Source organism: Micromonospora rubida (genome assembly GCF_009908295.1).
Classification (GTDB): domain Bacteria; phylum Actinomycetota; class Actinomycetes; order Mycobacteriales; family Micromonosporaceae; genus Micromonospora; species Micromonospora rubida.
This window is the reverse complement of the sequence record NZ_JAAALO010000005.1, coordinates 51,228-72,269: the sequence shown is the minus strand read 5'-3', so window position 1 is coordinate 72,269 and position 21,042 is coordinate 51,228. Positions and strand designations below refer to the sequence as shown.

The 21,042-nt window shown below is 73.5% G+C and carries 22 protein-coding genes and 1 pseudogene; 14 read left to right on the top strand and 9 right to left on the bottom strand.

The annotated features are described in order from the left end of the window. Positions 1-52: 52 nt before the first annotated feature. Positions 53-925 (top strand): annotated as a pseudogene (locus tag GVV04_RS19610) (SigB/SigF/SigG family RNA polymerase sigma factor); the annotation flags it as partial. An 80-nt stretch (positions 926-1,005) separates the two neighbouring features. Here the strand turns inward: GVV04_RS19610 and ctaD are convergent. The 5 genes from ctaD to GVV04_RS19585 form a co-directional block, all read right to left on the bottom strand. Next, positions 1,006-3,009, bottom strand: a complete 2,004-nt coding sequence (ctaD, locus tag GVV04_RS19605; protein ID WP_161689545.1) for an aa3-type cytochrome oxidase subunit I — start codon at positions 3,007-3,009, stop codon at positions 1,006-1,008. Between the two features lie 108 nt (positions 3,010-3,117). Beyond that, entirely contained in the window at positions 3,118-3,849 is a 732-nt protein-coding gene (locus GVV04_RS19600; protein WP_161689544.1) for an ATP-binding protein, read from the bottom strand. A gap of 88 nt (positions 3,850-3,937) precedes the next feature. Then, a complete protein-coding gene (locus GVV04_RS19595) occupies positions 3,938-4,390 on the bottom strand; it encodes a DUF4383 domain-containing protein (protein ID WP_161689923.1) in 453 nt (150 codons plus the stop codon). Between the two features lie 140 nt (positions 4,391-4,530). Continuing rightward, entirely contained in the window at positions 4,531-5,688 is a 1,158-nt protein-coding gene (locus GVV04_RS19590; RefSeq protein WP_161689543.1) for a glycosyltransferase, read from the bottom strand. 213 nt (positions 5,689-5,901) lie between these two features. Continuing rightward, positions 5,902-6,882 (bottom strand): glucosyl-3-phosphoglycerate synthase, encoded by a 981-nt coding sequence (locus GVV04_RS19585; RefSeq protein WP_328822508.1) that lies wholly within the window; start codon positions 6,880-6,882, stop codon positions 5,902-5,904. Positions 6,883-7,114: 232 nt separating this feature from the next. On the opposite strand from GVV04_RS19585, the gene GVV04_RS19580 reads away from it, so the two are divergent. The 5 genes from GVV04_RS19580 to GVV04_RS19560 all read left to right on the top strand — a co-directional run bounded on the left by GVV04_RS19580 (position 7,115) and on the right by GVV04_RS19560 (position 13,218). Then, positions 7,115-8,143, top strand: coding sequence for a Gfo/Idh/MocA family protein (locus GVV04_RS19580; RefSeq protein WP_161689541.1), 1,029 nt, complete (start codon positions 7,115-7,117; stop codon positions 8,141-8,143). Beyond that, positions 8,136-9,224, top strand: coding sequence for a zinc-binding dehydrogenase (locus GVV04_RS19575; protein WP_161689540.1), 1,089 nt, complete (start codon positions 8,136-8,138; stop codon positions 9,222-9,224). Before GVV04_RS19580 ends, GVV04_RS19575 begins: the two co-directional genes overlap by 8 nt. An 86-nt stretch (positions 9,225-9,310) precedes the next feature. Continuing rightward, positions 9,311-11,605 carry an accessory Sec system translocase SecA2 gene (gene secA2, locus GVV04_RS19570; RefSeq protein ID WP_161689539.1) on the top strand — a complete coding sequence of 765 codons (2,295 nt, stop codon included), beginning with the start codon at positions 9,311-9,313 and terminating at the stop codon, positions 11,603-11,605. Between the two features lie 224 nt (positions 11,606-11,829). Then, positions 11,830-12,570 carry a GAF and ANTAR domain-containing protein gene (locus GVV04_RS19565; RefSeq protein ID WP_161689538.1) on the top strand — a complete coding sequence of 247 codons (741 nt, stop codon included), beginning with the start codon at positions 11,830-11,832 and terminating at the stop codon, positions 12,568-12,570. A 147-nt stretch (positions 12,571-12,717) separates the two neighbouring features. Continuing rightward, a complete protein-coding gene (locus tag GVV04_RS19560; RefSeq protein WP_161689537.1) occupies positions 12,718-13,218 on the top strand; it encodes a DUF2231 domain-containing protein in 501 nt (166 codons plus the stop codon). A 227-nt stretch (positions 13,219-13,445) separates the two neighbouring features. Here GVV04_RS19560 and GVV04_RS19555 read toward each other — a convergent pair whose 3' ends face one another. Next, entirely contained in the window at positions 13,446-14,369 is a 924-nt protein-coding gene (locus GVV04_RS19555; RefSeq protein WP_161689922.1) for a DUF3500 domain-containing protein, read from the bottom strand. 59 nt (positions 14,370-14,428) lie between these two features. Next, positions 14,429-14,821: an ankyrin repeat domain-containing protein gene (locus tag GVV04_RS19550; protein ID WP_161689536.1), complete on the bottom strand. Its 393-nt coding sequence runs from the start codon at positions 14,819-14,821 to the stop codon at positions 14,429-14,431. Between the two features lie 69 nt (positions 14,822-14,890). Here GVV04_RS19550 and GVV04_RS19545 point away from each other — a divergent pair, with 69 nt between their 5' ends. The 8 genes from GVV04_RS19545 to GVV04_RS19510 all read left to right on the top strand — a co-directional run bounded on the left by GVV04_RS19545 (position 14,891) and on the right by GVV04_RS19510 (position 20,346). Further along, on the top strand, positions 14,891-15,271 hold the full coding sequence (locus GVV04_RS19545) for a cupin domain-containing protein (RefSeq protein ID WP_161689535.1): 381 nt from the start codon (positions 14,891-14,893) through the stop codon (positions 15,269-15,271). 130 nt (positions 15,272-15,401) lie between these two features. Beyond that, the gene (locus GVV04_RS19540; RefSeq protein WP_161689534.1) at positions 15,402-15,863 is read left to right on the top strand and encodes a cysteine dioxygenase; all 462 of its coding nucleotides are present in this window, start codon (positions 15,402-15,404) and stop codon (positions 15,861-15,863) included. A gap of 59 nt (positions 15,864-15,922) precedes the next feature. Continuing rightward, positions 15,923-16,414, top strand: a complete 492-nt coding sequence (locus GVV04_RS19535; RefSeq protein ID WP_161689533.1) for a rhodanese-like domain-containing protein — start codon at positions 15,923-15,925, stop codon at positions 16,412-16,414. A gap of 52 nt (positions 16,415-16,466) precedes the next feature. Next, the gene (locus tag GVV04_RS19530; RefSeq protein WP_161689532.1) at positions 16,467-17,153 is read left to right on the top strand and encodes a winged helix-turn-helix domain-containing protein; all 687 of its coding nucleotides are present in this window, start codon (positions 16,467-16,469) and stop codon (positions 17,151-17,153) included. 359 nt (positions 17,154-17,512) lie between these two features. Continuing rightward, the gene (locus GVV04_RS19525) at positions 17,513-18,118 is read left to right on the top strand and encodes a winged helix-turn-helix domain-containing protein (protein WP_161689531.1); all 606 of its coding nucleotides are present in this window, start codon (positions 17,513-17,515) and stop codon (positions 18,116-18,118) included. Positions 18,119-18,176: 58 nt separating this feature from the next. After that, the gene (locus tag GVV04_RS19520; RefSeq protein WP_161689530.1) at positions 18,177-18,815 is read left to right on the top strand and encodes a nucleoside/nucleotide kinase family protein; all 639 of its coding nucleotides are present in this window, start codon (positions 18,177-18,179) and stop codon (positions 18,813-18,815) included. 206 nt (positions 18,816-19,021) lie between these two features. Continuing rightward, on the top strand, positions 19,022-19,420 hold the full coding sequence (locus tag GVV04_RS19515; protein WP_161689529.1) for a TraR/DksA family transcriptional regulator: 399 nt from the start codon (positions 19,022-19,024) through the stop codon (positions 19,418-19,420). 50 nt (positions 19,421-19,470) lie between these two features. Further along, positions 19,471-20,346 (top strand): DUF72 domain-containing protein, encoded by an 876-nt coding sequence (locus GVV04_RS19510; protein ID WP_161689528.1) that lies wholly within the window; start codon positions 19,471-19,473, stop codon positions 20,344-20,346. 12 nt (positions 20,347-20,358) lie between these two features. Here GVV04_RS19510 and GVV04_RS19505 read toward each other — a convergent pair whose 3' ends face one another. Continuing rightward, entirely contained in the window at positions 20,359-20,613 is a 255-nt protein-coding gene (locus GVV04_RS19505; RefSeq protein ID WP_161689527.1) for a hypothetical protein, read from the bottom strand. A 65-nt stretch (positions 20,614-20,678) separates the two neighbouring features. Then, complete coding sequence (locus tag GVV04_RS19500) at positions 20,679-20,921, bottom strand: hypothetical protein (RefSeq protein ID WP_161689526.1); 243 nt, start codon at positions 20,919-20,921, stop codon at positions 20,679-20,681. Positions 20,922-21,042 lie beyond the last annotated feature (121 nt).

Genomic DNA, 21,042 nt, shown 5'->3' with positions numbered 1-21,042 from the left:
GCACGCGACCGGCTTTCCCGATCAGGCGGGGACCTTCCTGAGGGAGGCGCGGATGTTCGGACAGACCACCACGACCACACCACCACCCACCGAACGGGGTCTGGAGGACCTCGACGCGGCGGCGCTGGCGTACGCGGCGCGAATCGAGGGCCTGCCCCCTGAGCGGCGGCAGGAGGCGCGCGATGACCTGGTCCGCTTCGCGCTGCCGTTCGCCGGCCGGCTCGCCCGTCGGTACCGGGGGCGGGGTGAGCCGTTGGAGGATCTGGAGCAGGTGGCCCGGCTCGGGCTGGTCAACGCCGTCGACCGGTACGACCCGGAGCGCGGCTCGTTCACCGCGTACGCGGCGATCACCATCGTCGGCGAGATCAAGCGGCATTTCCGGGACCGGACCTGGGGCGTGCACGTGCCCCGCCGACTGCGCGACCTGATCCTGGAGGTCGGCCAGGCCACCGCGTCGCTGACCAGCGAGCTGTCCCGGGCCCCGTCCGTGGCGGAGCTGGCCGAGCGGCTGGAGACCCCGCAGGCGGAGATCCTCGCGGCCCTGGAGTCCGCCGCCGGGTACAGCCCGGCCTCGCTCAACGCGCCGGTCGGCGGGGAGAGCTCGGCCGAGTTCGGCGACCTGGTCGGCGAGAGCGACAACGCGCTGGAGTCGGTCGACGACCGGGTCACCGTCAGCGGGCTGCTGCACCGGCTGCCCTGGCGGGAGCGGCGCATCCTGGCGATGCGTTTCTACGGCAACCAGACCCAGGCCGAGATCGCCGCCCGGTTCGGCATCTCCCAGATGCACGTGTCCCGCCTGCTGTCGCGGGCGCTGACCTGGCTGCGGCAGGCGATGCTCGCCGACGCCGCGTCGCCGTGGCAGAACGGCGCGGCCGAGTCCGAGGGGGGCAAGGCGCGGGTCTCGGCGCGGCACAACGGCGACCGGGCGGCCGCCCCGCAGCCGCCCCGCGACTGAGCGGCAGGGCGGCTGGTGATCGGCCCGCCCCGCCGCGCGTCGCCTGGGGCTCAGCGTTCCGGGGTGTCGTCCCGACTGTGCGGGTGGCGCCACCGCTCGTTCTCCCGTGGGGCCCGCTCCGCGTCCGGCGGCTCGGCCTCCGGCGCGTCGGTCTGCTCGAAGCTGGGCCGGCGGATCTCCTCCGGGTTCGGCACGTCCACCGGCCGTGCCCCCGACTGCGGCGCCGGCTTGAACTCGACGGCCTCCCGGGCGCCGTGCGCGCCCTCGCCCGACGGGGACTCCGGCACGTGCCGCGCGGGGTGCAGCTCCTCGGCGAAGCTCTGCGGCGGTTTCGTGGTGCGCTGCGGCAGGTCCCGGCCGAGGTCGGCGACGAGGTGGCCGTACTTGAGGTCGAACGCGGGGCGCTCGGAGCGGATCCGCGGCATCCGGTCGAAGTTGCGCAGCGGCGGCGGGCAGGTGGTCGCCCATTCGAGGGAGTTGCCGAAGCCCCAGGGGTCGTCGACCGTCACCATCGCCCCGAAGCGCCAGGACTTCCACACGTTGTACATGAAGAACAGCGTGGACGCGCCGAGGATGAACGACCCCACGGTGGAGATCGTGTTCAGGGTGGTGAAGCCGTCGCCGGGCAGGTAGTCGGCGTACCGGCGGGCCATGCCCTCGGCGCCCAGCCAGTGCTGCACCAGGAAGGTGGCGTGGAAGCCGATGAACATGGTCCAGAAGTGGATCTTGCCGAGCCGCTCGTCGAGCAGCCGGCCGGTCATCTTCGGGAACCAGAAGTACACCCCGCCGAACGCGGCGAAGACGATGGTGCCGAACATCACGTAGTGGAAGTGCGCCACCACGAAGTACGTGTCGGTGACCTGGAAGTCGACGGGCGGGCTGGCCAGCAGGACCCCGGTGAGCCCGCCGAGCAGGAAGGTGACCAGGAAGCCGATGGCGAACAGCATCGGCGTCTCGAAGGTGAGCTGGCCCTTCCACAGGGTGCCGATCCAGTTGAAGAACTTCACCCCGGTGGGCACCGCGATCAGATAGCTGAGGATGCTGAAGAACGGCAGCAGCACCTGGCCGGTGGCGAACATGTGGTGCGCCCAGACCGTCATCGACAACACCGTGATCGCGATGGTGGCCAGCACCAGTCCCGTGTAGCCGAAGATCGGCTTGCGGGCGAACACCGGGATGATCTCGGTGATGATGCCGAAGAACGGTAGCGCGATGATGTACACCTCGGGATGGCCGAAGAACCAGAAGAGGTGCTGCCACAGCATCGGCCCACCGGTGGCCGGGTCGAACACGTGCGCGTCGACCAGCCGGTCGGCGGCGAGCGCCAACAGCGTGGCGGCCAGCAGCGGGAAGACCAGGATCACCAGCACGCTGGTGAGCAGCAGGTTCCAGGTGAAGATCGGCATCCGGAACATGGTCATGCCGGGGGCGCGCAGCGTCAGCGTGGTGGTGATCAGGTTGACCGCGCCGAGGATGGTGCCGAGGCCGGAGACGACCAGGCCGACGACCCATAGGTTCCCGCCTATGCCGGGGCCGTGCTGCTGCTGGCTCAGCGGGGTGTAGGCGGTCCAGCCGAAGTCGGCGGCCCCGTTCGGGGTGAAGAACCCGGCGACCACCATGGTCCCGCCGAACAGGTACAGCCAGTAGGCGAAGGCGTTGAGCCGGGGGAAGGCCACGTCCGGGGCCCCGATCTGCAACGGGACGATGTAGTTGCCGAACGCGAACACCAGGGGCGTCGCGAACAGCAGCAGCATGATCGTGCCGTGCATGGTGAACGCCTGGTTGTACTGCTCGGGGGAGAGGAACTGCATCTCGGGCCGGGCCAGTTCGGCCCGGATCAGCAGCGCCAGCACCCCGCCGATGAGGAAGAAGACGAACGAGGTGGCCAGGTACAGCAGGCCGATCTGCTTGGCGTCCGTGGTGCCGAGCAGCTTGATCAGCTTGGCCCCGGGCAGCGCCGGCCGCAGCGGGCCGGGGTAGCCGCCGAAGCGGGCCGGCGCGAGGATCGCGGGGCCTCGGTCTCGTCCGGGTTCCGTGGTTACCCGCTTGGGCATCGCTTCTCACCCCGTCGTCACGACAGAAAGGACGGGCGTGCCTACCCTGCCCTCCCACCATGTAACCAGGCGAGAGCGGTAATTTCGGTTAATTCGGGGTGAGAAGGCTCAGGTGGCGGGCAGCATCGCCCAGACGACCTTGCCGTCCCGGACCGGCGAGCTGCCCCACCGCTGGGCCAGCTCCCGGACCAGGAGCAGCCCCCGGCCGCCCTCGGCGCGCGGGTCGGTGCCCGCCCTCGGGCGGATCGCCGCACCGCTGCCGTCGGCCACGGCGACCTGCAGGTGCGACCGGCGCAGCGTGAGCGTCACCTGCATCGGGGTGCCGGCGTGCCGCACGACGTTGCCGACCAGCTCGGTGAGCACCACCGAGGCGGGGCCGACCAGCTCCGGCAGGTTCCACCGCCCGCAGGCGTCGGTGACCAGCTCCCGGGCCCGCCGGCAGGCCCCCGCGACCGGTTCCAGCCGGGCGCGTAGCCGGGGCGCGGCGGCGGCCCCCGCCGTCCGGGTGGCCTCGGCGCAGTCCCGCCGCACCGGCACCACCCGGCCCACGGTCGACTCAGCCAGCCAGCTCGCCGCGTCGGGCGGCGCAGAACAGAGCACGAACGGCACGGCCGGCCAGTCGGCGGCCCGCCGGGCGGCGGCGGCGAACACCGACAGCGCCAACCGGTCGCGCACGGTGACCGAGCCGAGGTCGACCACCAGGGCGTCGGGCTGGTCGGCGAGGCACCGGTCCAGGACGTGGTGCACCGGGCGCATGGTGGCCAGGTCGAGCGCGCCGGTGAGCCGTACGACAGTCACCGGCGCCTCGTCGCGGACCTCGCAGGTGATCCGGCTCGACATGCGCGGTCCTCGTTTCCGTGTCAGGGGGTGATCCGCAGATACCCGGCACGGGACGGGGTGAAACGAGGCAGGGCCTGGGCCGGCCCCGTCAGTGGCGGCTCGGGCGGCGGGTGGTGAGCACGCCGAGTGCGATCATCCCGACGCCGAGGAACAGGTGCAGCCAGTTGTCGGCACCGTTGACGGGGATGAAGTTCGCCCCGCTGGAGTGGTCGACCACCAGGCCGTACAGCCACAGCACGAGGTAGATGGCCCCGCCGCCGACGAGGAACGTGCGCGCCCCGGAGACCGTACGCGCCAGCGCCAGGCCCGCGATCCCGAACAGCAGGTGCACGATGTTGTGCAGGACCGACACCTGGAACAGCCCGAACAGTTTCGCCTCGGAGTCGTGCCCGGCGAAACGCAGGTCGCTGTAGTACGTGGTGACTCCGGGGATGAAGCCGAGCACCCCGATCACCAGGAACACCACGCCGACGGTGGCCGCGACACGGCGCACGGGGGCGCGGCCGTCGGCAGGGTTGCGTCGAGCCCGCGAGTGGGCCATCGGACCGGTCACCGCGATCTCCTCACCGGGCACGGGAAGCTCGCGGCGCGCGTTCCCGCCGTCGCCGCCCGTAAACCGGCCGCCGGGCCGGGGACGCGCGAGGCCCCCGCCGTCCGCGTACGCCCGGCAGGGCCCCGGTGTCAGGCGGGTTGCAGGCGGCGCGCGGTGGCGCCCCGGCGGACCTGCTCGTACAGCCCGACGTACCGCTGCGCCATCACCGCCGGGGTGAACCGCGTCGCGGCCTCCCGCCGGCACTCGTCGGCGTCCAGCGCGTCTACGGCCAGGACCAGGTCGGCCAGTTCCTCCTCGTCGGTGGTGAGCAGGCCGGTGCGGCCGTGCTCGATCAGCTCCGGCAGGCAGCCACGGGCGGTCGCCACCACCGGGGTGCCCAGGGCCAGCGACTCGACCACCGCCGTGCCGCCGGGCTCCTCCCAGCGCAGCGGGAACAGCGAGGCGCGGGCGCCGGCCAGCAGGTCGTCGCGCTCCTGCCCGGCGACGGTGCCGACCCAGCGGACCAGGTCGCCGTCGACGTGCGGGGCCACCTCGTCGTAGAAGAACCGCACGTCCGGATTCTGCCGGGCCTCGTCGCCGGCCGCGGCCAGGTCCTCCGGCCGGTGGTACGGCCCGACCGGGCCGGCGAGCACCAGCGGCACGCCGACGCGCTGGGCGAGCCGGGCGCCGACGTCCTGGCCCTTGCCGGGGTTGATCCGGCCCAGGATGATCAGGTAGTCGCCCTTGTCCGGCCGGGGGCGCCGGTCCGCGTCGATCGCGAGCGGGGTGGACAGGTGCACGTGCCCGACCGAGTGGTCGCGCAGCGCCCGGGGGGCGCGGGCGAGCTGCGAGGCGGACACCCCGTTGACCCGGACCCGGTCGCCGCCGTCGAGGTTGCCGTAGAGGGCCGGGTGCTTGGCCAGGTCCCAGTGCAGGGTGTGCAGCGCCGGCGGGGCGTCCGGCCCCATCGCGGCGAGGGTCGCCAGGCCGACCGCCTCCACGTGGTCGTGGACCAGGTCGATGTCGTCGCGGGTGTGCAGCGCCCGCACCACCCCGCCCAGGTGCGCCTGGGCGATGCCGCAGACCTGGTTGTACGGCCGCTGGAGGGCCTCGAACTGGCCGTCGGGGAAGACGGAGATCTTCTCGTCCACCGGCAGGGTGCTGCTGTCGACGGAGGCGAGGACCACCCGCACGCCGAGCCTGCGCAGCTCCGGCACCAGGGTGGCGATGACGTTCTCGATGCCGCCGTAGCCGGGCGGCGGCACGGACAGCCACGGCCCGGCGTTCATCAGGACGGTCAGGCTCATGCTGAGTTCCTTCCCTCGGCGGGGCCCCCGTCGGCCGACCGCTGTGTGCCACCTACGTGCCCCGTAGCGGGCATGGTCACGCCCTGGCCGCCATGAGCGTCACGGTCACCCGAGCGTCACGGTCACCCGAGCTCCCCGGGCGCCCCGAGCGTCACGGCCGCCCCGGCCGGGTGATCCGGCCGGGGCCGGCAAGACGCGTCCGAGGGCGCGCCATCACGCCGCCACCCGGCGGCGCGGCAGCCGGTGGCGCAGCTCCGCCAGCGGGGGCCGCTCCTCGACCGAGACGTCGCTGACCACGATCTCCCGTTCCAGGTTGGGCAGCGCCTCGGAACCGCCCCGGCGGAACTGGGTGAGCAGGGCCACCGGCGCGGTGTCCGGGCTGGCCCAGCCGCGTCGCTGCAACCGAGACCACGCGGTCAGCATGATCTGCGCCGACATCCGGCCCAGCGCCGCCGTGTCCTGGTGGCGGTGCTTGCGCTCACCCAGGTCCACCTGGGCCAGCGCGTCCAACCCGACGAGGTCCAGCAGGTCGATCAGCATCGCCGTCTCGACCCCGTACCCGGAGACGAACGGCACCCGCTCCAGCACGTCGCGCCGGCCGGCGTACTCACCGGCGAGGGGCTGGACGAAGCCGGCCAGCTCCGGCCAGAACAGGTTGAGCAGCGGGCGGGCCATCAGCTCGGTGACCCGGCCCCCGCCGTCGGCCTCCACGCTGGTCGCGCCGACCAGCGGCCGGTGGTAGAAGCCCTTGACGAACTCCACCGACGGGTCGGTCAGCAGCGGGCCGAGCAGGCCCGTGACGAAGTGCGGGCGGAACTCGCGCAGGTCGGCGTCGATGAACGCGACCACGTCCCCGTCGGCGGCGGCCAGCCCCGCCCAGAGCGCGTCGCCCTTGCCGGTCAGCCGGGGTAGGCCCCGGGTCATCTCGTCCTGGCCGACCACCTCCGCGCCGGCCGCCCGGGCCACCTGCGCGGTCCGGTCGGTCGACCGGGAGTCGACCACGATCAGCTCGTCGACCAGGGCCACCCGGTCCATCAGGTGCTCCCGGATGGTCGACACGATCGCGCCGACCGTCGCCTCCTCGTTGTGTGCCGGCAGCACCACGCTGACCCGGCTGTCGCCCTTGGCTCGCACCAGCCGCCGCGACGTCCATTCGGTCGCCGAGGTGGTCCGGTATGTCGCCCACGCCTCCACCACCGGTGAGACGCTCGATTCAGTATCCCGCACAGACACACCTCCTAAAGATCGCTGCGGAAAACGCAGAGTGGTGTTTTCCCAAAACCGCCCATGCGCTAACCGAATCATCCCTAACAGCTTGATCACGGGCCGCACACCGGGCCGTTCCCGGCAGGTGAACGTTTGGCTGCACCGCCCCGGGGGGAGTGCTTTGCGCGAATACGTGAAACCGTGGCGGGAGGGTTTGTCGATGCGCGTGTGCCGGGTGGGACTTGTCGGGGCCGGCGGGGTGGCGCAGCGCCACGCCCGGGTGTTGGGCGGCTTCGAGGACGTGGAGATCCTCGGCGTGACCGACGTGACGCGGAGCGCGGCGGCCGAGCTGGCCGACGCGCACGGGGCCGCGACGTTCGTCGACGTGGACGAGCTGCTCGCGGCCGGCCCGGACGCGGTGTACGTCTGCGTGCCGCCGTTCGCGCACGGCCCGGTGGAGGAGGCGATCGTCGCCGCCGGGGTGCCGATGTTCGTGGAGAAGCCGGTCTCGGTGGACCTGGACACCGCCGAGCGGATCGCCGACCTGGTGGCCCGGCGAGGGCTGCTCACCGGGGTCGGCCACCACTGGCGGTACCTGCACGTGGTCGACGAGGCCCGCGAGCTGCTCGCCGGCCGGCCGGTGCGGATGGTCAGCGGCGCCTGGCTGGACAAGGTGCCGCCGGTGGACTGGTGGGCCCGGCGGGACAGCTCCGGCGGCCCGGTGGTCGAGCAGGCCGCGCACGTGCTGGACCTGATGCGCGCGCTGGTCGGCGAGGTCACCGAGGTGACCGCGTACGGCGACGGCACCCCGCCGCCGGTCGACGGGGCCGACATCGACTCGGTGACCACGGCCGCCCTGCGCTTCGCCGACGGGGCGGTGGGCACCCTCGCCGCCGCCTGCGTGCTCGGCTGGAAGCACCGGGCCGGGCTGGAGATCCTCGCCGACGGGCTGGCCCTGTCGCTGGCCGAGGACGGCCTGACGATCCGCGACGCCGACGGCGAGCGGCACCTGCCCGCCGACCCCGACGGCGCGCGGACCGCCGTCGACCGGGCCTTCGTCGACGCGGTGCGCGGCGTCGGCGACGACGTCCGGGTCCCGTACGCCGAGGCGCTCGGCACCCAGCGACTGGCCCTCGCGGTCGCCGAGTCGGCGGCCACCGGCCGGCCGGTGGCGCTGCCCACCGGCCCGGCCGCGACGCTCCGGGCCGCCAGCGTGGCGGCCCCGGCGGGGGTGGGCGTCGATGCGTGACCGGGTGGTGGTGGTCAACGGCCCCGGGAAGGTCGAGCTGGTCGAGCAGGACGCCGGCGAGCTGCGGGACGGCACGTTCCGGGTGGAGACGCTGTACAGCGGGGTGTCCGCCGGCACCGAGCTGAGCTTCGTCAAGGGCACCAACCCGTACCTCAACGTCGCCTGGGACGCCGGCCTCGGGCTGTTCCAGCCCGGGGAGGCCAGCACCCCGTACCCGGTCGACCGGCTGGGCTACATGCAGGTGGGGCGGGTGGTGGAGAGCCGTACCCCGGCGGTCGCCGTGGGCGCCGTCGGTGCGATGACCTACGGCCACCGCACCGGCTACGTCGCCGACCCGGTCGCCGAGCGGTTCGTCCCGCTGCCCGACGACCTCGACCCGCTGCTCGGCGTGTACGTCGCGCACATGGGCCCGATCTGCGCCAACGGGGTGCTGCACGCCGCCGCCGACCTGTGCGGCACCGACGTCCGGTCGCTCGGCGACGGGGTGCGCGGGCGCCGGGTCGCGGTGGTCGGCAGCGGGGTGGTGGCCCTGCTCACCGCCCTGTTCGCCAGGCGGCACGGCGCGGCGTCGGTGGTCGTGCTCGACCCGACCCCGCAGCGCCGGGCGGTCGCCGAGGCGCTCGGCCTGGAGACCCTCGACCCGGACGCCGACGACCCGGCGGTGGTGCTCAAGACCCGGTGGAACCACGCCGCCGGCGACCGGGGCGCCGACGTGGTCTTCCAGTGCCGGGGCCAGGCGTGGGCGTTGCAGCTCGCGCTGCGCCTGCTGCGCCCCCAGGGAACCGTGATCGACCTGGCCTTCTACCAGGCCGGCGCCGACGCCGTCCGGTTCGGCGAGGAGTTCCACCACAACGGGCTGTCGCTGCGCTGCGCCCAGATCGGGCGGGTGCCGCGCGGGCTCGCCCCGACCTGGGACCGGGAGCGGCTCTCGGCCGAGACGATCGAGCTGCTGCGGGCGTACGGCGACGCGATCCGCAAGCACCTGGTGTCGGCGGTGGTGCCGTTCGAACAGGCCCCGGCGCTGCTCACCGACCTGGCCGAGCGCCGCCGCCAGGAGCTCCAGGTGGTGCTGGCCGGCTGATCGTGGCGGGCCGTGGCGGGCGCCTCACCCCGCTGCGGCCCGACCGGGCCACGAAAGCCGGCCGGGGTCGCGTACCGTTGCGGCTCATGGGTGTGTCGCAACGGTTCAAGAGCAGGTTCCGGCGGTTCCTCCAGCGGCCAGGCACCACGGTCGATCTGGGCCCGCTGGAGAAGTTGCTGCCGGCCATCGAGGCCCGCGAGGAGGAGCTGTCGGCGCTGACCGACGCCGAGCTCACCGAGGCCGCCGGTGCCGCCACTGGGTACGAGGAGATCTGCGCCGTCGGCCGGGAGGCCTCCCGGCGAGGGCTCGACCAGCGGCCGTACGACGTGCAGCTGCTCGGCGCGATGGCCCTGCTCTCCGGCAAGGTCGCCGAAATGGCCACCGGTGAGGGCAAGACCCTCACCGCCACGATCGCCGCGTACGGGCACGTCCGGCTCGGCAACGGCCCGGTGCACGTGCTCACCGTCAACGACTACCTGGCCCGTCGCGACGCCCGGTGGATGGAGCCGGTCTACGCCCTGCTCGGGCTGACCGTCGGCTGGGTCAACGAGGCGTCCACCCCGCAGGAGCGGCGCGACGCGTACGCCTGCGACGTCACCTACGTCTCGGTCAGCGAGGCCGGCTTCGACTACCTGCGTGACCAGCTCGTCACCGACCTCGACGACCGGGTCCAGCCGCCGCTGGCCACGGCCATCGTCGACGAGGCCGACTCGATCCTGATCGACGAGGCCCGGGTGCCGATGGTCCTCGCGGGCTCGGTCGGCGGCGAACAGGACCCGGTGCACGCCGCCGCGGCGCTGATCCGGGGCCTGCGCAAGGGCAGGCACTACACGGTGGCCGAGGACGGCCGCAGCGTCGCCTTCACCTCCGTCGGCCTGGCTGCCGTCGAGGCCAAGCTGGGCGGCATCGACCTGTACGACTCCGACCACGTCGGGCAGCTCTCCGCGGTCAACGTGGCGCTGCACGCCCACGCCCTGCTGCACCGCGACGTCGACTACATCGTCCGGGACGGCTCGGTGGAGCTGATCGACGAGATGCGCGGCCGGGTGGCCCAGCGCCGCCGTTGGCCCGACGGCCTCCAGGCGGCGGTCGAGGCCAAGGAGGGCCTGGACGCCACCGCCGAGGGCGAGGTGCTGGGCACCATCGCCGTGCAGGCCTACATCGCGCTCTACCCGAAGGTGTGCGGGATGACCGCGACGGCGGTGCTGGTCGGCGACCAGCTGCGCGAGTTCTTCGGCCTGGAGGTGGCGGTGATCCCGTCGAACACCCCCTGCGTCCGGGAGGACGAGCCGGACCGGATCTACGCTACCCGGGCCGAGAAGGAGGAGGCGCTGGTCGACGAGATCAAGCGCTGCCACGACAAGGGCCGGCCGGTGCTGGTCGGCACCCTCGACGTCAAGGAGTCCGAGCAGCTCGCCACCCGGCTGAACGCCGCCGGGGTGCCCTGCGTGGTGCTCAACGCCAAGAACGACGACGAGGAGGCGGCGATCATCGCCGAGGCCGGCGCGTACGGCGCGGTCACCGTCTCCACCCAGATGGCCGGCCGGGGCGTCGACATCCGGCTCGGCGGCAGCGACCAGGCCGACCGGGACCGGGTGGCCGAGCTGGGCGGCCTCTACGTGATCGGCGGCGGCCGGCACGACAGCCGCCGCGTCGACGACCAGTTGCGCGGCCGGGCCGGGCGGCAGGGCGACCCGGGCGGCTCCGTCTTCTGCGTCAGCCTGGAGGACGACCTGGTGGTCCGGCACGCCGGCGACGCCGTGCCGGCCTCGCCCCGGATGAACGCCGACGGCCTGGTCACCGACCCGCAGGTCGACTACGCGGTGGAGCACGCCCAGCGGGTCGCCGAGGGCGTCAACCACGAGATCCACCGCAACACCTGGCGCTACAGCGTGGTCATCGAGCAGCAGCGCAAGGCCCTCGCCGAGCGGCGGGAGCGCCTGCTGACCAGCGACATCGCCGCGCTGATGCTGCTGGAGCGGGTGCCGGAGAAGGCCGAGGAGATGGACGAGGACCTCCTCGCCCGGGCGGCCCGGTGGATCGCCCTCTACCACCTCGACCGGCTGTGGGCCGAGCACCTGGCCGAGCTGTCGGAGGTGCGCGAGGGCGTGCACCTGCGCGCCCTGGGTCGGCTCGACCCGCTCGACGAGTTCCACCGGGCGGCGGTGCCGGCGTTCAACGCGCTGGTCCCGGAGATCGAGACCCGCACCATCGACACCTTCAACGAGACCGATTTCGACGACGACTGGGAGCCGGACGAGTCGACCCTGGTCCGCCCCAGCGCCACCTGGACGTACCTCGTCCACGACAACCCGTTCGGCTCGGAGCTGGACCGGCTCATCGCCTCGGTGGGCCGGCGGCTCAGCTCCGCCCCGCGCTGACCGCCGCCGGGCGGCTCCCCCGCTCGGGAGCCGCCGGCTGCGGTGATTCGGTCTCCACCCCTGGCATTGACCGGGAAGGAGGCCGCTTTTCGGCCGTTTCGACCTGGGTTGGCAAGGGTAGTAGCCCGGGTCGGACTAATCGGGAGAGAGTAGACGATGACACAGCCGAAGGGCGGCGCGCGGCGCCGGTCAAAGGTCGTCCCCATGACGGGGACGGGGGCCCGGTGAACCTGGAGACGCAGGCACCCGACACCGAGACCCTAAGCGTTCTGGAGACTGCGGCGCTGCTGCGGGAGCTGACCGCCGGTCTCATCGCCGTGACCGATTTCGACGAGGCGCTGAACCAGCTGGTCCGGATCGCCCGCGCCGCCGTCCCCGGGGTCACCTGGTGCGGCTTCACCGCCCTACGGGCCGGGGAGCCGGCGGGGGTGGCCGCCTCCGACCCGGCCCTGGCCGGCCTGGACGACCTGCGCCCCGGCCCCGACTCGCCGGGGATGAGCGCCATCCACCGCCGCGAGATGATCCTCTCGGAGGACCTGGTCCGGGAGTCCCGCTGGCCGGCCTGGACGACCCAGGCCCGCGACCTCGGGGTGCGCGGGGTGATCTCCGCGCCCGTCGACGTCGACGAGCAGGTGATCGGCGCGATCAACCTGTACGCCTCGGCGCCGGCGGTGCTGACCACCCGGCACCAGCTCACCGCGATGCTGCTCGCCGAGCACGCCGGGCTGCTGCTCGCGGCGGTGCGGGACCGGGAGCGGCGGGCCGCCCAGGCCCACGAGCTGGACGCCGCGCGACTCGTCGACGGGGTGATCGGGCATGCGGTCGGAGTGATCATGACCCAGCGGGGCTGCGCAGCCCCGGAGGCGCTCCAGGTGCTGCGCAGCGCCGCACTGTCGCTGGGCATCCCGGTGCGGGACGTCGCCGAGCGCCTCATGGTCACTGTCTCCCGCTCGCGGGAGAACTGACCCACCACCGGTCCGCCCGACGGCGGTCAGCCGGGCGCTGCGGTGTCCGATGTGCGTCCCGCCTCGCTCGGCCCGTCGTTTCCCTCCCGTCGTCCGGGGGTAGCACTCTGGATCTGGTGAGCTGAGACAAATTCAGGGGAGGGCACGATGGAGAGCCGGCTGCGGGTGCACGGGCACCCGATCCAACCGATGCTGGTGACGTTCCCCTTCGGGCTCTTCGTCAGCGCCACGGTCTTCGACCTGGCCGATGTGGCCGGGGGCCCGGCGTTCCTCGGAGAGGTCGGCTACTGGACGTCGGTCGCCGCGCTGTTCGCCGCCGGGCTGTCCACCGTGGCCGGCATGGTCGACCTGTGGGACGCCACCGGCGGCCGGACCCACCGCACCAAGATCACGTTTAATCTGGTCAACGTCGCGATGGCTGCGTTGTTCCTGCTGACCTGCCTGATCCGGTCGCACTCGCCGCAGCGCGGCGCGACCGGCGCGATGCTCGCCGCCGAACTGGTCGCACTCGGCGTGGGCGGGGTCGGTGTGTGGCTCGGCGCCCGCCTGATGCGCCAGTTCGAGTCCGCCCGCGCCGAGGCGGACACCCTCGACGCGCTGGGCGGAGTCGCCGGCCCGACCGTGACGATCGTCCGCCCCCGCGCCTGAGCCCCGCAGGCTGCCGCCGGCCGAAGGGCTGGGACTTCACCTGGCTGAACGACTTTCACGGAAAGAGTGGCTATTTCCCGTTGGAAAGCCACTCTTTCCGTGAAAGTGCGGACGGGTTCCGTGCCTGCGAGGAACGGCCGCCCTGGGGCTACGCCCCGGCTGGTCGCCGACCGGGTGGCGCGGGCCGGGCGGGGTCGGCGGCCTCGGGCCGGGGTCCGGTCATCCGGTCAGCGGTGTGCCTCCGCGTGGTGCGCGGCGAGCACGTCCGCGCCGAAGTCGCTGGCCGGGCGGCGCAGCACGGTGTGCGCGTGGTTGCCGTCGTCGCTCGTGTTGTCGTACTCGATCAGTAGGTCGTCGCCCTGCACCCGGTAGTAGTGGCGCTGGCCCGGCCGGGTCGGGCCGGCCCAGGCGAAGTGCAGCGGGCCGCCGGTGAGCCGGCCGGCCTCCCGGACGGCGAGTTCGGGGGGCAGCCGGTCGAGGTACACGGCGACGAGCTGGTCGAGCATGGCCCGGCCGGTGGGGCCGAGCCGGTCGGCCGGCACCCCGAGCGGCGTGATCGACCCGGGCGCGTCCGGTCGGGTGGCGCTGATGATGTCGGCGGGCGCCTCGTCGGCGACGATCGCCGCCGCCCGGCCCGCCGGACCGATCGCGTCGAGCAGGGCGAGGGCCAGGTCCTCCTCGACGCCGAGGGGCCGGGACACCGGGTGCCCGGCGTGCCGGACGGTGGCCGGGTTCGCGCCCAGGAACACCGGGGCGGGGGAGACCTGGTCGTCGACCACGGTCATGCTCACCGACAGGTGGTGCCCCTCGAACCGCCACGCCCACCGGTCGTCGCGGGCCGGGTCGCCGAAGACCGTCACCCAGTAGTCGCCGCTGTGCCGCCCGCGCCGCCAGCCCTCGGCCCGGTCCAGCACCTCCTCCAGCGTGACGACGGCCATCGCCTGCGCGTACGCGGCGGGGCTGAGCCCGGTGGCCAGCAGCCGGTGTGCGGCCTTGCGGCCGGCGCGGTCCAGGTCGGCCAGGCAGACCCCCGGTCGCGGCCGGGGCCGGTACTCCAGCCACCGCCGGGCGGCGTCGTCGAAGGGGAGTGCCGCGCGGGCCTGCCCCGCCTCGTCGAGCGCGTCGAGCAGCGCGGCGCCGGCCGTGCGCATCTGTTCGGGTACGGGATCTTCCACCGACCCTGTATACCTCGCCCGGGACCGTCCCGGGGTCAGCGGGCGGTGAGCAGGTCGAGCATCTCCGGCAGGTCGAAGAAGCGGGCGGTTTCCAGCGCGGACGGGCCGCCGTGCTCGGGGTCGGCGCCGGCGGCCAGCAGTGCGCGGACCGTGTCGGGGTTCTTCCGGAACACCGCGGCGGCCAGCGCGGTCTGGCCCCGGTCGTTGACCCGGGCGTGGTCGGCGCCGCGGGCCAGCAGGGCCGCCACGGTGTCGGGGTGGTTGTGGTACGCGGCCAGGATCAACAGCGTGTCGCCCTTGTCGTTGGTCATGTTGACCGGCAGTCCGGCGTCGACGTTCGCGCTCAGCTCCTCGGTGGCCCCACCGCGGGCGAGGTCGAACATGCGGTGGGCGAAGGCGAGGGTCTCCGCGTCCAGGTCGTCGCTCATCCGTCCAGGTTAGTCGGCGGGGCCGGTGGGCGGCCTGATAGCTTGCCGAGCCGGCGCGGGGAGGGGCGGATGGACGACAGGGTGTACGTGGGCAACGCGGGCGTGGACGGCCCGGCCGAGGGCGGCTGGCTGCTCGGCCACTTCATGCCGCCGGGCGATCCCCGGCACAGCACCGACGTCGAGGTGAAGTGGGGCGTGCACCCGCCGGGGGAGGCGCGCTCCCGGTGGGCCACCGGCGAGCGGCGTACCGCCCTGCTGGTGCTGGTCAGCGGCGGCCGGTTCCGGGTCGAGCTGCCGGATCGCACGGTGCTGCTCGCCGAGCCGGGCGACTACGTGGTGTGGGGCCGGGGCGTGGATCACTCCTGGTACGCCGAGCGCGAGTCGGTGCTGCTGACGGTGCGCTGGCCCTCGCTACCGGGTTACCGGGTGGAGCCGCCGGTCCGGCTCTGACCGGGGCCGCGCGGACCACGCGGGTCGGCGCGAATCGCTGTCCCAGCATGCGGTATTACCTACTAAACCTATAGGGTTTACATTCTATGCTGTCGGGGCACGCGTCACCGATTCCCCGTGAGGTCCCACCATGGTCACCAGTCGTCGTATCGAGCCCGACCTGCTCGCCGTCGCCGCCCGGTACGCCGCCGACCCGGCCGGCTGGCCGGTCCCGCTGCACTTCGACCCCGACGAGCGGTGGTACGCCCGGCTCGCCGTCGCCGCCGACCACGAGGTGTGGGCGCTGAGCTGGCTGCCCGGCCAGGGCACCGACCTGCACGACCACGGCGGCTCCTCCGGGGCGTTCCTGGTCGTCGAGGGCGTCCTCACCGAGGAGACGGTCAGCGGCGGCCGGCTGCGCCCGCACCGCCTCGCGGCCGGGTCCGGCCGACGGTTCGGCACCCGACACGTGCACGTGGTGACCAACCGCGGCGACCGACCGGCGGTCAGCGTGCACGTCTACCGGCCCGCGCTGACCAGGATGACCCGTTACCGGCTCGTCGACGGGCGGCTGCGGGTGGCAGAGGTCGCCGAGGCCGGCGTCGCCTGGTGAGACCACGATTGAATCCGACCGGGCGGACGACCGCCCGCCGTCCCTGGAAGGACCGAGAAATGTCGCACGACCACGCCCAGGAGTGTCCCGCCCCCGTGCCGCCCCCCGGCTCCCGGGGAATCGACGAGATCCTCGCCGAGGCCCGGTCCCGACTGCGCCGGCTCGACCCGGAGCAGGCCCACGTGGCGTACCGCGGCGGCGCGCTGCTGGTCGACATCCGGCCGGCCGCGCAGCGCGCCGCGCACGGCACCGTGCCCGGCTCCCTCGCGATCGAGCGCAACGTGCTGGAGTGGCGCTTCGACCCCCGCTGTCCGGCGCGACTGCCCCAGGCCGTCGGCTACGACCTGCCGGTGGTGGTCCTCTGCCAGGAGGGCTACACCTCCTCGCTCGCCGCCGCCGCGCTCCAGGACATCGGGCTGCACCGCGCCACCGACGTGGCGGGCGGCTTCGCCGCCTGGCGGATCGCCGGTCTGCCCACCCTCGGCCCCACGCCCCCGCCCCGTTCCCCGTCCGTCGCGTCGCCGGTGACCGCCGGCCGAGCGCACTTCTGACCGCCGCGCCCCACCGGGCGCGGTGGACGGCATCGCCATCCCAGGAGGCACCATGTCCGTCGTCGCCAGTTCCCCGCGTCCCCATCCGTCGGGGCGGGCCGACCGGGCCCCGCAGGGCCGTCCCGATCGCGCCCCGACGGGGCGGCCCGACCGGCTCCCGCCGGCCCACCTTCGGTCCGCGCCGACGCTGACCGTCACCGTCGATCTCACCCCCGGGCAGTTGACACCCCGCCTCGCCCGGCTCGTCGAACTGCTGCGGGAGCTGGCCGAGTCGGGGGAGGGCACCCTGCTGGCGGGCCCGTCGGAGCACCGTCGGGTGGTGGTGGAGCCGGGGGTTCCGGCGGAACGCGGTCGCCCCGCGCAGGCCGGGCCGGCACCGGACGGCGTCCCGACGGGGGCGCGACCCTACGCCGTCTCCCCGCCGCCGGAGGACCCGGACGAGGTACGCATCCTGGCCGCGTCCCGGGTGGTGCGGCAGGGCTCGCGGGCGATCCCGCTGACCCGGATCGAGTTCGACCTGCTGCACTTCCTGGCCGCGCATCCGCGTCGGGTCTTCACCCGCCTCCAACTGCTCAGCAGGGTCTGGGGCTACGAGCACGCCGTGGCGCGCACCGTCGACGTGCACGTGCGCCGGTTGCGCGCCAAGCTCGGCGACGCCACGCCCCTGGTCACCACCGTCTATGGCGTCGGCTACCGGCTCGCCGACGAGGCCCGGGTCAGCGTCGACCCCCACCGCTGAGCCGCCCCGCCGTCCCCGCCGTCCCGCTGTCCCCGCTGTCCCGCGGCAGGCGCGCGGCGTACCCCGTCCATTGGGGGTGCGCCGCGTCCGCGTGTCGGACGGCGACGACGCACTGCCGGGCGTCCCCGCCGCCGAAACGGCAATGCGGACCCGGCGGGTACCCCCGTATCCCGTCATCGTGACGACTCTGCTGTAATCATCAAACCTCGTACGCAGAGCGAGCATCCGGCTCCGATGTGTTCGTCAATTGTCACATCCATGCAACGCAGCCGCCCCTTGACCCTCACCCGGGCGCCGGGAAGCATCGAGGCAGCGGCGTCCCGGGCCGTGGGATACACCCGGACCAGCCAAGGAGGACCATGTCGGTCAGCCCCGCCTCGTCGCGCGCCGGATGGCATACGTCCCAGCCTGCGGTCCCCGGTCGTCCCCCCGGCGGTCAGCGCCGCCCGGCTAACACCACGACGCCCGTGCTCACCGTGACCCTGCACATCCCGCTGGCCGCCGAGGAGTCGCTGACCCCGGCGGCCCGCCAACTGCTCGACGCGGCCCGGGAGATGCTCGAACGGGGCGAGGCCGTCGTGTCCACCGGCCCCGCGCCGGAGCGCCGGCCGGATCAGGCACCCGCCGGGCGGTCGCCGTCCCGCCCGTTGGCCTCGATCGTCCCGGCGCTGCACATCCTGTCGTCGTCCCGGTCGGTGCTGCGCGACGGCGAGCCGCTGCCCCTGACCCGGCTGGAGTTCGACCTCCTGCTGCACCTGGTCGCCCACCCGCGCCGCGTGTTCACCCGGCTGCAACTGCTCAACGCCGTCTGGGGCTACGAGCACGCCGGGGTACGCACCGTCGACGTGCACGTGCGCCGGCTGCGCGGCAAGGTCGGGGTCGACGTGCCGCTGGTCACCACGGTCTACGGCGTCGGCTACCGGCTCGCCGACGACGCCCGGGTCACCATCGACCACAGCGCCTGACCCGCCCGCCTGACCCGCCCGCCCGGCGTCGCGCCACGTGACCGGGCACCATGGTCGGATGCGGGTACGACCCATCTCCCCCGAGCGGCTCGTCACCGAGCTGACCGAACGGCTCGTCGCCGCCGAGGCGCCCGGCCGGCTCCGGGTAGCCGTGGACGGCGCCCCGGCGGCGGCCCCCGACGCGCTGGCCGCCGCCCTCATCGACCCGCTGCGCGCGCTCGGCCGGCCGGTGCTGCACGTCCGGGCCGAGGACTTCCTGCGGCCGGCGTCGGTCCGGCTGGAGTTCGGCCGGACCGACCCAGACGCGTACTACGAGAGCTGGGTCGACGAGCCGGGGCTGCGCCGGGAGGTCCTCGACCCGGCCGGGCCGGGCGGCTCCGGGCGGATGCTGCCCTCGCTCTGGGACGCCCACACCGACCGGGCCAGTCGGGCCGGGTACGTCACGCTGCCGCCTGACGGGATCGTGCTGCTCAGCGGCGCGCTGCTGCTCGGCGGCGGGCTGCCCGTCGACCTCGCCGTGCACCTGGAGATCTCCCTGGCCGCGCTGGCCCGGCGCACCGAACCCGCGCTGCGCTGGACCCTGCCGGCCTTCGCCCGGTACGCCGAGGAGGTCGCCCCGGCCGGCTTCGCCGACGTCGTGGTCCGCGTCGACGATCCCCGCCACCCCGCCCTGGTGGAGCCGGGGTTCCCGAGCTGACGGCGGGCACCGGACGCGGTGGTCGAAGCCCCGCCGGGGCGGTAGGTCGGGACGCGTGCCCAGGGCCGGAAAATTCGTCGGTTTGACGGCCCGGGAGACGGGGTAATCGCCCGGCTCACAGGGCGTGGGTGATCTCGCTCGCGCGCACGTAAGCGGGGTCCGGGACATTCTCCCGGAGCACCAGGCCACACGAAAGGCAGGCAGCGATGCTCGTCCACGACACGGTAGCCACCGTCCGATCCCAGGCGGACGCCGACCAGATCCGGGCGTCCCTGCGGGCGCGCTACGACGAGCTCTCCTCGGAGTACGAGCAGGCGATGCTCCAGAGCCAGGTGCTGCGGCTGGTGGAGGTCGGCGACACCGCCGGCGACGACCAGGCCGACAGCGGCACCAAGACGGCCGAGCGGGACACCGCGCAGTCGCTGCTGCGCACCATCCTGGACCGCCGGGCCCAGTTCGAGCACGCCCTGACCCGGCTCGACGAGGGCACGTACGGGTTCTGCGAGGGCTGCACGGTGCCGATCCCCGTGGAGCGGCTGGAGATCTACCCGTCCGCCACCTCCTGCGTGGCGTGCAAGCAGAACCGGGAGCGGCGGGCCGCCTGACCGTGCGGCCTCCGGGCACAGGTCGGATGTGGACGTGGTGAACCCCGACCGTGGGTGAGATCAAGGTGGGCACCGCGTCCTGGACCGACCGGACCCTGCTCGACTCCGGGTGGTACCCGCAGACGGCGGGCAACCCGGAGAAGCGGCTGTCGTACTACGCGAAGAAGTTCCCACTGGTCGAGGTGGACGCCACCTACTATTCGCCGCCGGCCGAGCGCACCGCCCGGCTGTGGGCTGAGCGCACGCCGGCCGGGTTCACCTTCAACGTCAAGGCGTTCAGCCTGCTCACCGGCCACCCGACCCGGGTCTCCGCGCTCTACAAGGAGCTGCGGCCGGACACCGACAAGCGCAACCTCTACCCCGGCGACCTGCCCGCGCAGGCGTACGAGGAGGTCTGGACCCGGTTTCTGTCCGCCCTCGACCCCCTCGTGGAGGCGGGCCGGCTGGGCGCGCTGCTGTTCCAGTTCCCGCCCTGGTTCACCATCAAGCGGGACAACAAGCAGTACCTGCTGGAGGTGGCCCGCCGCTGCGCGCCGCTGCGACCCGTGTTCGAGTTCCGGCACGAGTCCTGGTTCGACGGGTCCAACCGCGACGAGACGCTGGGCTTCCTGCGCGAGCACGAGCTGGCGTACGTCTGCGTGGACATGCCGCAGGGCCACCGCTCGTCGGTGCCGCCGGTGCTGGAGGCGACGTCAGACCTGGCGGTGGTCCGCTTCCACGGCCACAGCGACAAGTGGACCAGCAAGGACATCCACGAGAAGTTCGGCTACGACTACTCCGACCGGGAGCTGAGGGACTGGGCCCCGAAGCTGCGGAAACTGGCCGACCAGGCGAGCGAGACCCACGTGTTGATGAACAACTGCTACCGCGACAACGCCCAGCGCAACGGCCAGCGCCTCCAGTCCCTCCTGGCCGCCGACGCCTGATGGCGGGTGCGCTCAGCTCGCCTCGACGCCGCCGGCGCGGAGGATCTGCCTGATTCGCTCACGGGTGTAGCCGGTGGCCCGGACGATGTCGACTTGGCGCGTGCCGTTTCGAGCGGCCTCGACGATGGCCTTCGCCAGCCGGGACCGTGTCGTGGTGATCTCGTCCTTGGCCTCGACCACGATCCGGTCCGCCTCGGCCCGCGCACCGGTCATCGCCGCTCGTGCCTGCTCGTAGGCCCGGACCGCCACCGCGAGGTCGTCTGCCACGCCGCAATCGTCCCACGGTGGCTCTCACCGCCGCGGGGCAGCGTTCTCTGTCGACCAGTGTTGCGTCAGTCGGGCTCGACGCCCGCTTGGCGTAAGAGGGTTCGGATCCACTCCCGGGACAGGCCCGTGGCGGCGACCAGGTCGCGCATACGGGTGCCCGCGCGGGCTTCCGCCACGATCGTCTCGGCCAGCTCGTGCCGCGCCTGGCGCAACGCGTCCTGACTCGTGCGCACCTGGGCCTTGGCACTGTCCACGGCGTCCTGCGCGGCCCGGTATGCCGCTGTCGCCGACGCCAGATCCTGTGCCACGCCGTCACACTGTCACACCAGGGATCTTGGCCAACATTCAGCCGAGACAATGGCCAGTGGGCACTTTCGTAGATGGCCAGCAACAGGCTATGTTGTTGGCAGTTGTCGTGGCTCGCGTTCG

Bases quoted from the DNA above. Each gene is read 5' to 3' on its own strand.
- GVV04_RS19530 (WP_161689532.1), top strand. From the start codon at position 16,467: ATGTCCGTCGTCGCCAGTTCCCCGCGTCCCCATCCGTCGGGGCGGGCC.
- GVV04_RS19550 (WP_161689536.1), bottom strand. From the start codon at position 14,821: ATGAGCGACGACCTGGACGCGGAGACCCTCGCCTTCGCCCACCGCATG.
- GVV04_RS19575 (WP_161689540.1), top strand. From the start codon at position 8,136: ATGCGTGACCGGGTGGTGGTGGTCAACGGCCCCGGGAAGGTCGAGCTG.
- GVV04_RS19520 (WP_161689530.1), top strand. From the start codon at position 18,177: ATGCGGGTACGACCCATCTCCCCCGAGCGGCTCGTCACCGAGCTGACC.
- GVV04_RS19540 (WP_161689534.1), top strand. From the start codon at position 15,402: ATGGTCACCAGTCGTCGTATCGAGCCCGACCTGCTCGCCGTCGCCGCC.
- GVV04_RS19590 (WP_161689543.1), bottom strand. From the start codon at position 5,688: ATGAGCCTGACCGTCCTGATGAACGCCGGGCCGTGGCTGTCCGTGCCG.
- GVV04_RS19595 (WP_161689923.1), bottom strand. From the start codon at position 4,390: ATGGCCCACTCGCGGGCTCGACGCAACCCTGCCGACGGCCGCGCCCCC.
- GVV04_RS19560 (WP_161689537.1), top strand. From the start codon at position 12,718: ATGGAGAGCCGGCTGCGGGTGCACGGGCACCCGATCCAACCGATGCTG.
- GVV04_RS19555 (WP_161689922.1), bottom strand. From the start codon at position 14,369: ATGCGCACGGCCGGCGCCGCGCTGCTCGACGCGCTCGACGAGGCGGGG.
- GVV04_RS19535 (WP_161689533.1), top strand. From the start codon at position 15,923: ATGTCGCACGACCACGCCCAGGAGTGTCCCGCCCCCGTGCCGCCCCCC.
- secA2 (WP_161689539.1), top strand. From the start codon at position 9,311: ATGGGTGTGTCGCAACGGTTCAAGAGCAGGTTCCGGCGGTTCCTCCAG.
- GVV04_RS19515 (WP_161689529.1), top strand. From the start codon at position 19,022: ATGCTCGTCCACGACACGGTAGCCACCGTCCGATCCCAGGCGGACGCC.
- GVV04_RS19580 (WP_161689541.1), top strand. From the start codon at position 7,115: ATGCGCGTGTGCCGGGTGGGACTTGTCGGGGCCGGCGGGGTGGCGCAG.
- GVV04_RS19600 (WP_161689544.1), bottom strand. From the start codon at position 3,849: ATGTCGAGCCGGATCACCTGCGAGGTCCGCGACGAGGCGCCGGTGACT.
- GVV04_RS19545 (WP_161689535.1), top strand. From the start codon at position 14,891: ATGGACGACAGGGTGTACGTGGGCAACGCGGGCGTGGACGGCCCGGCC.
- GVV04_RS19525 (WP_161689531.1), top strand. From the start codon at position 17,513: ATGTCGGTCAGCCCCGCCTCGTCGCGCGCCGGATGGCATACGTCCCAG.
- ctaD (WP_161689545.1), bottom strand. From the start codon at position 3,009: ATGCCCAAGCGGGTAACCACGGAACCCGGACGAGACCGAGGCCCCGCG.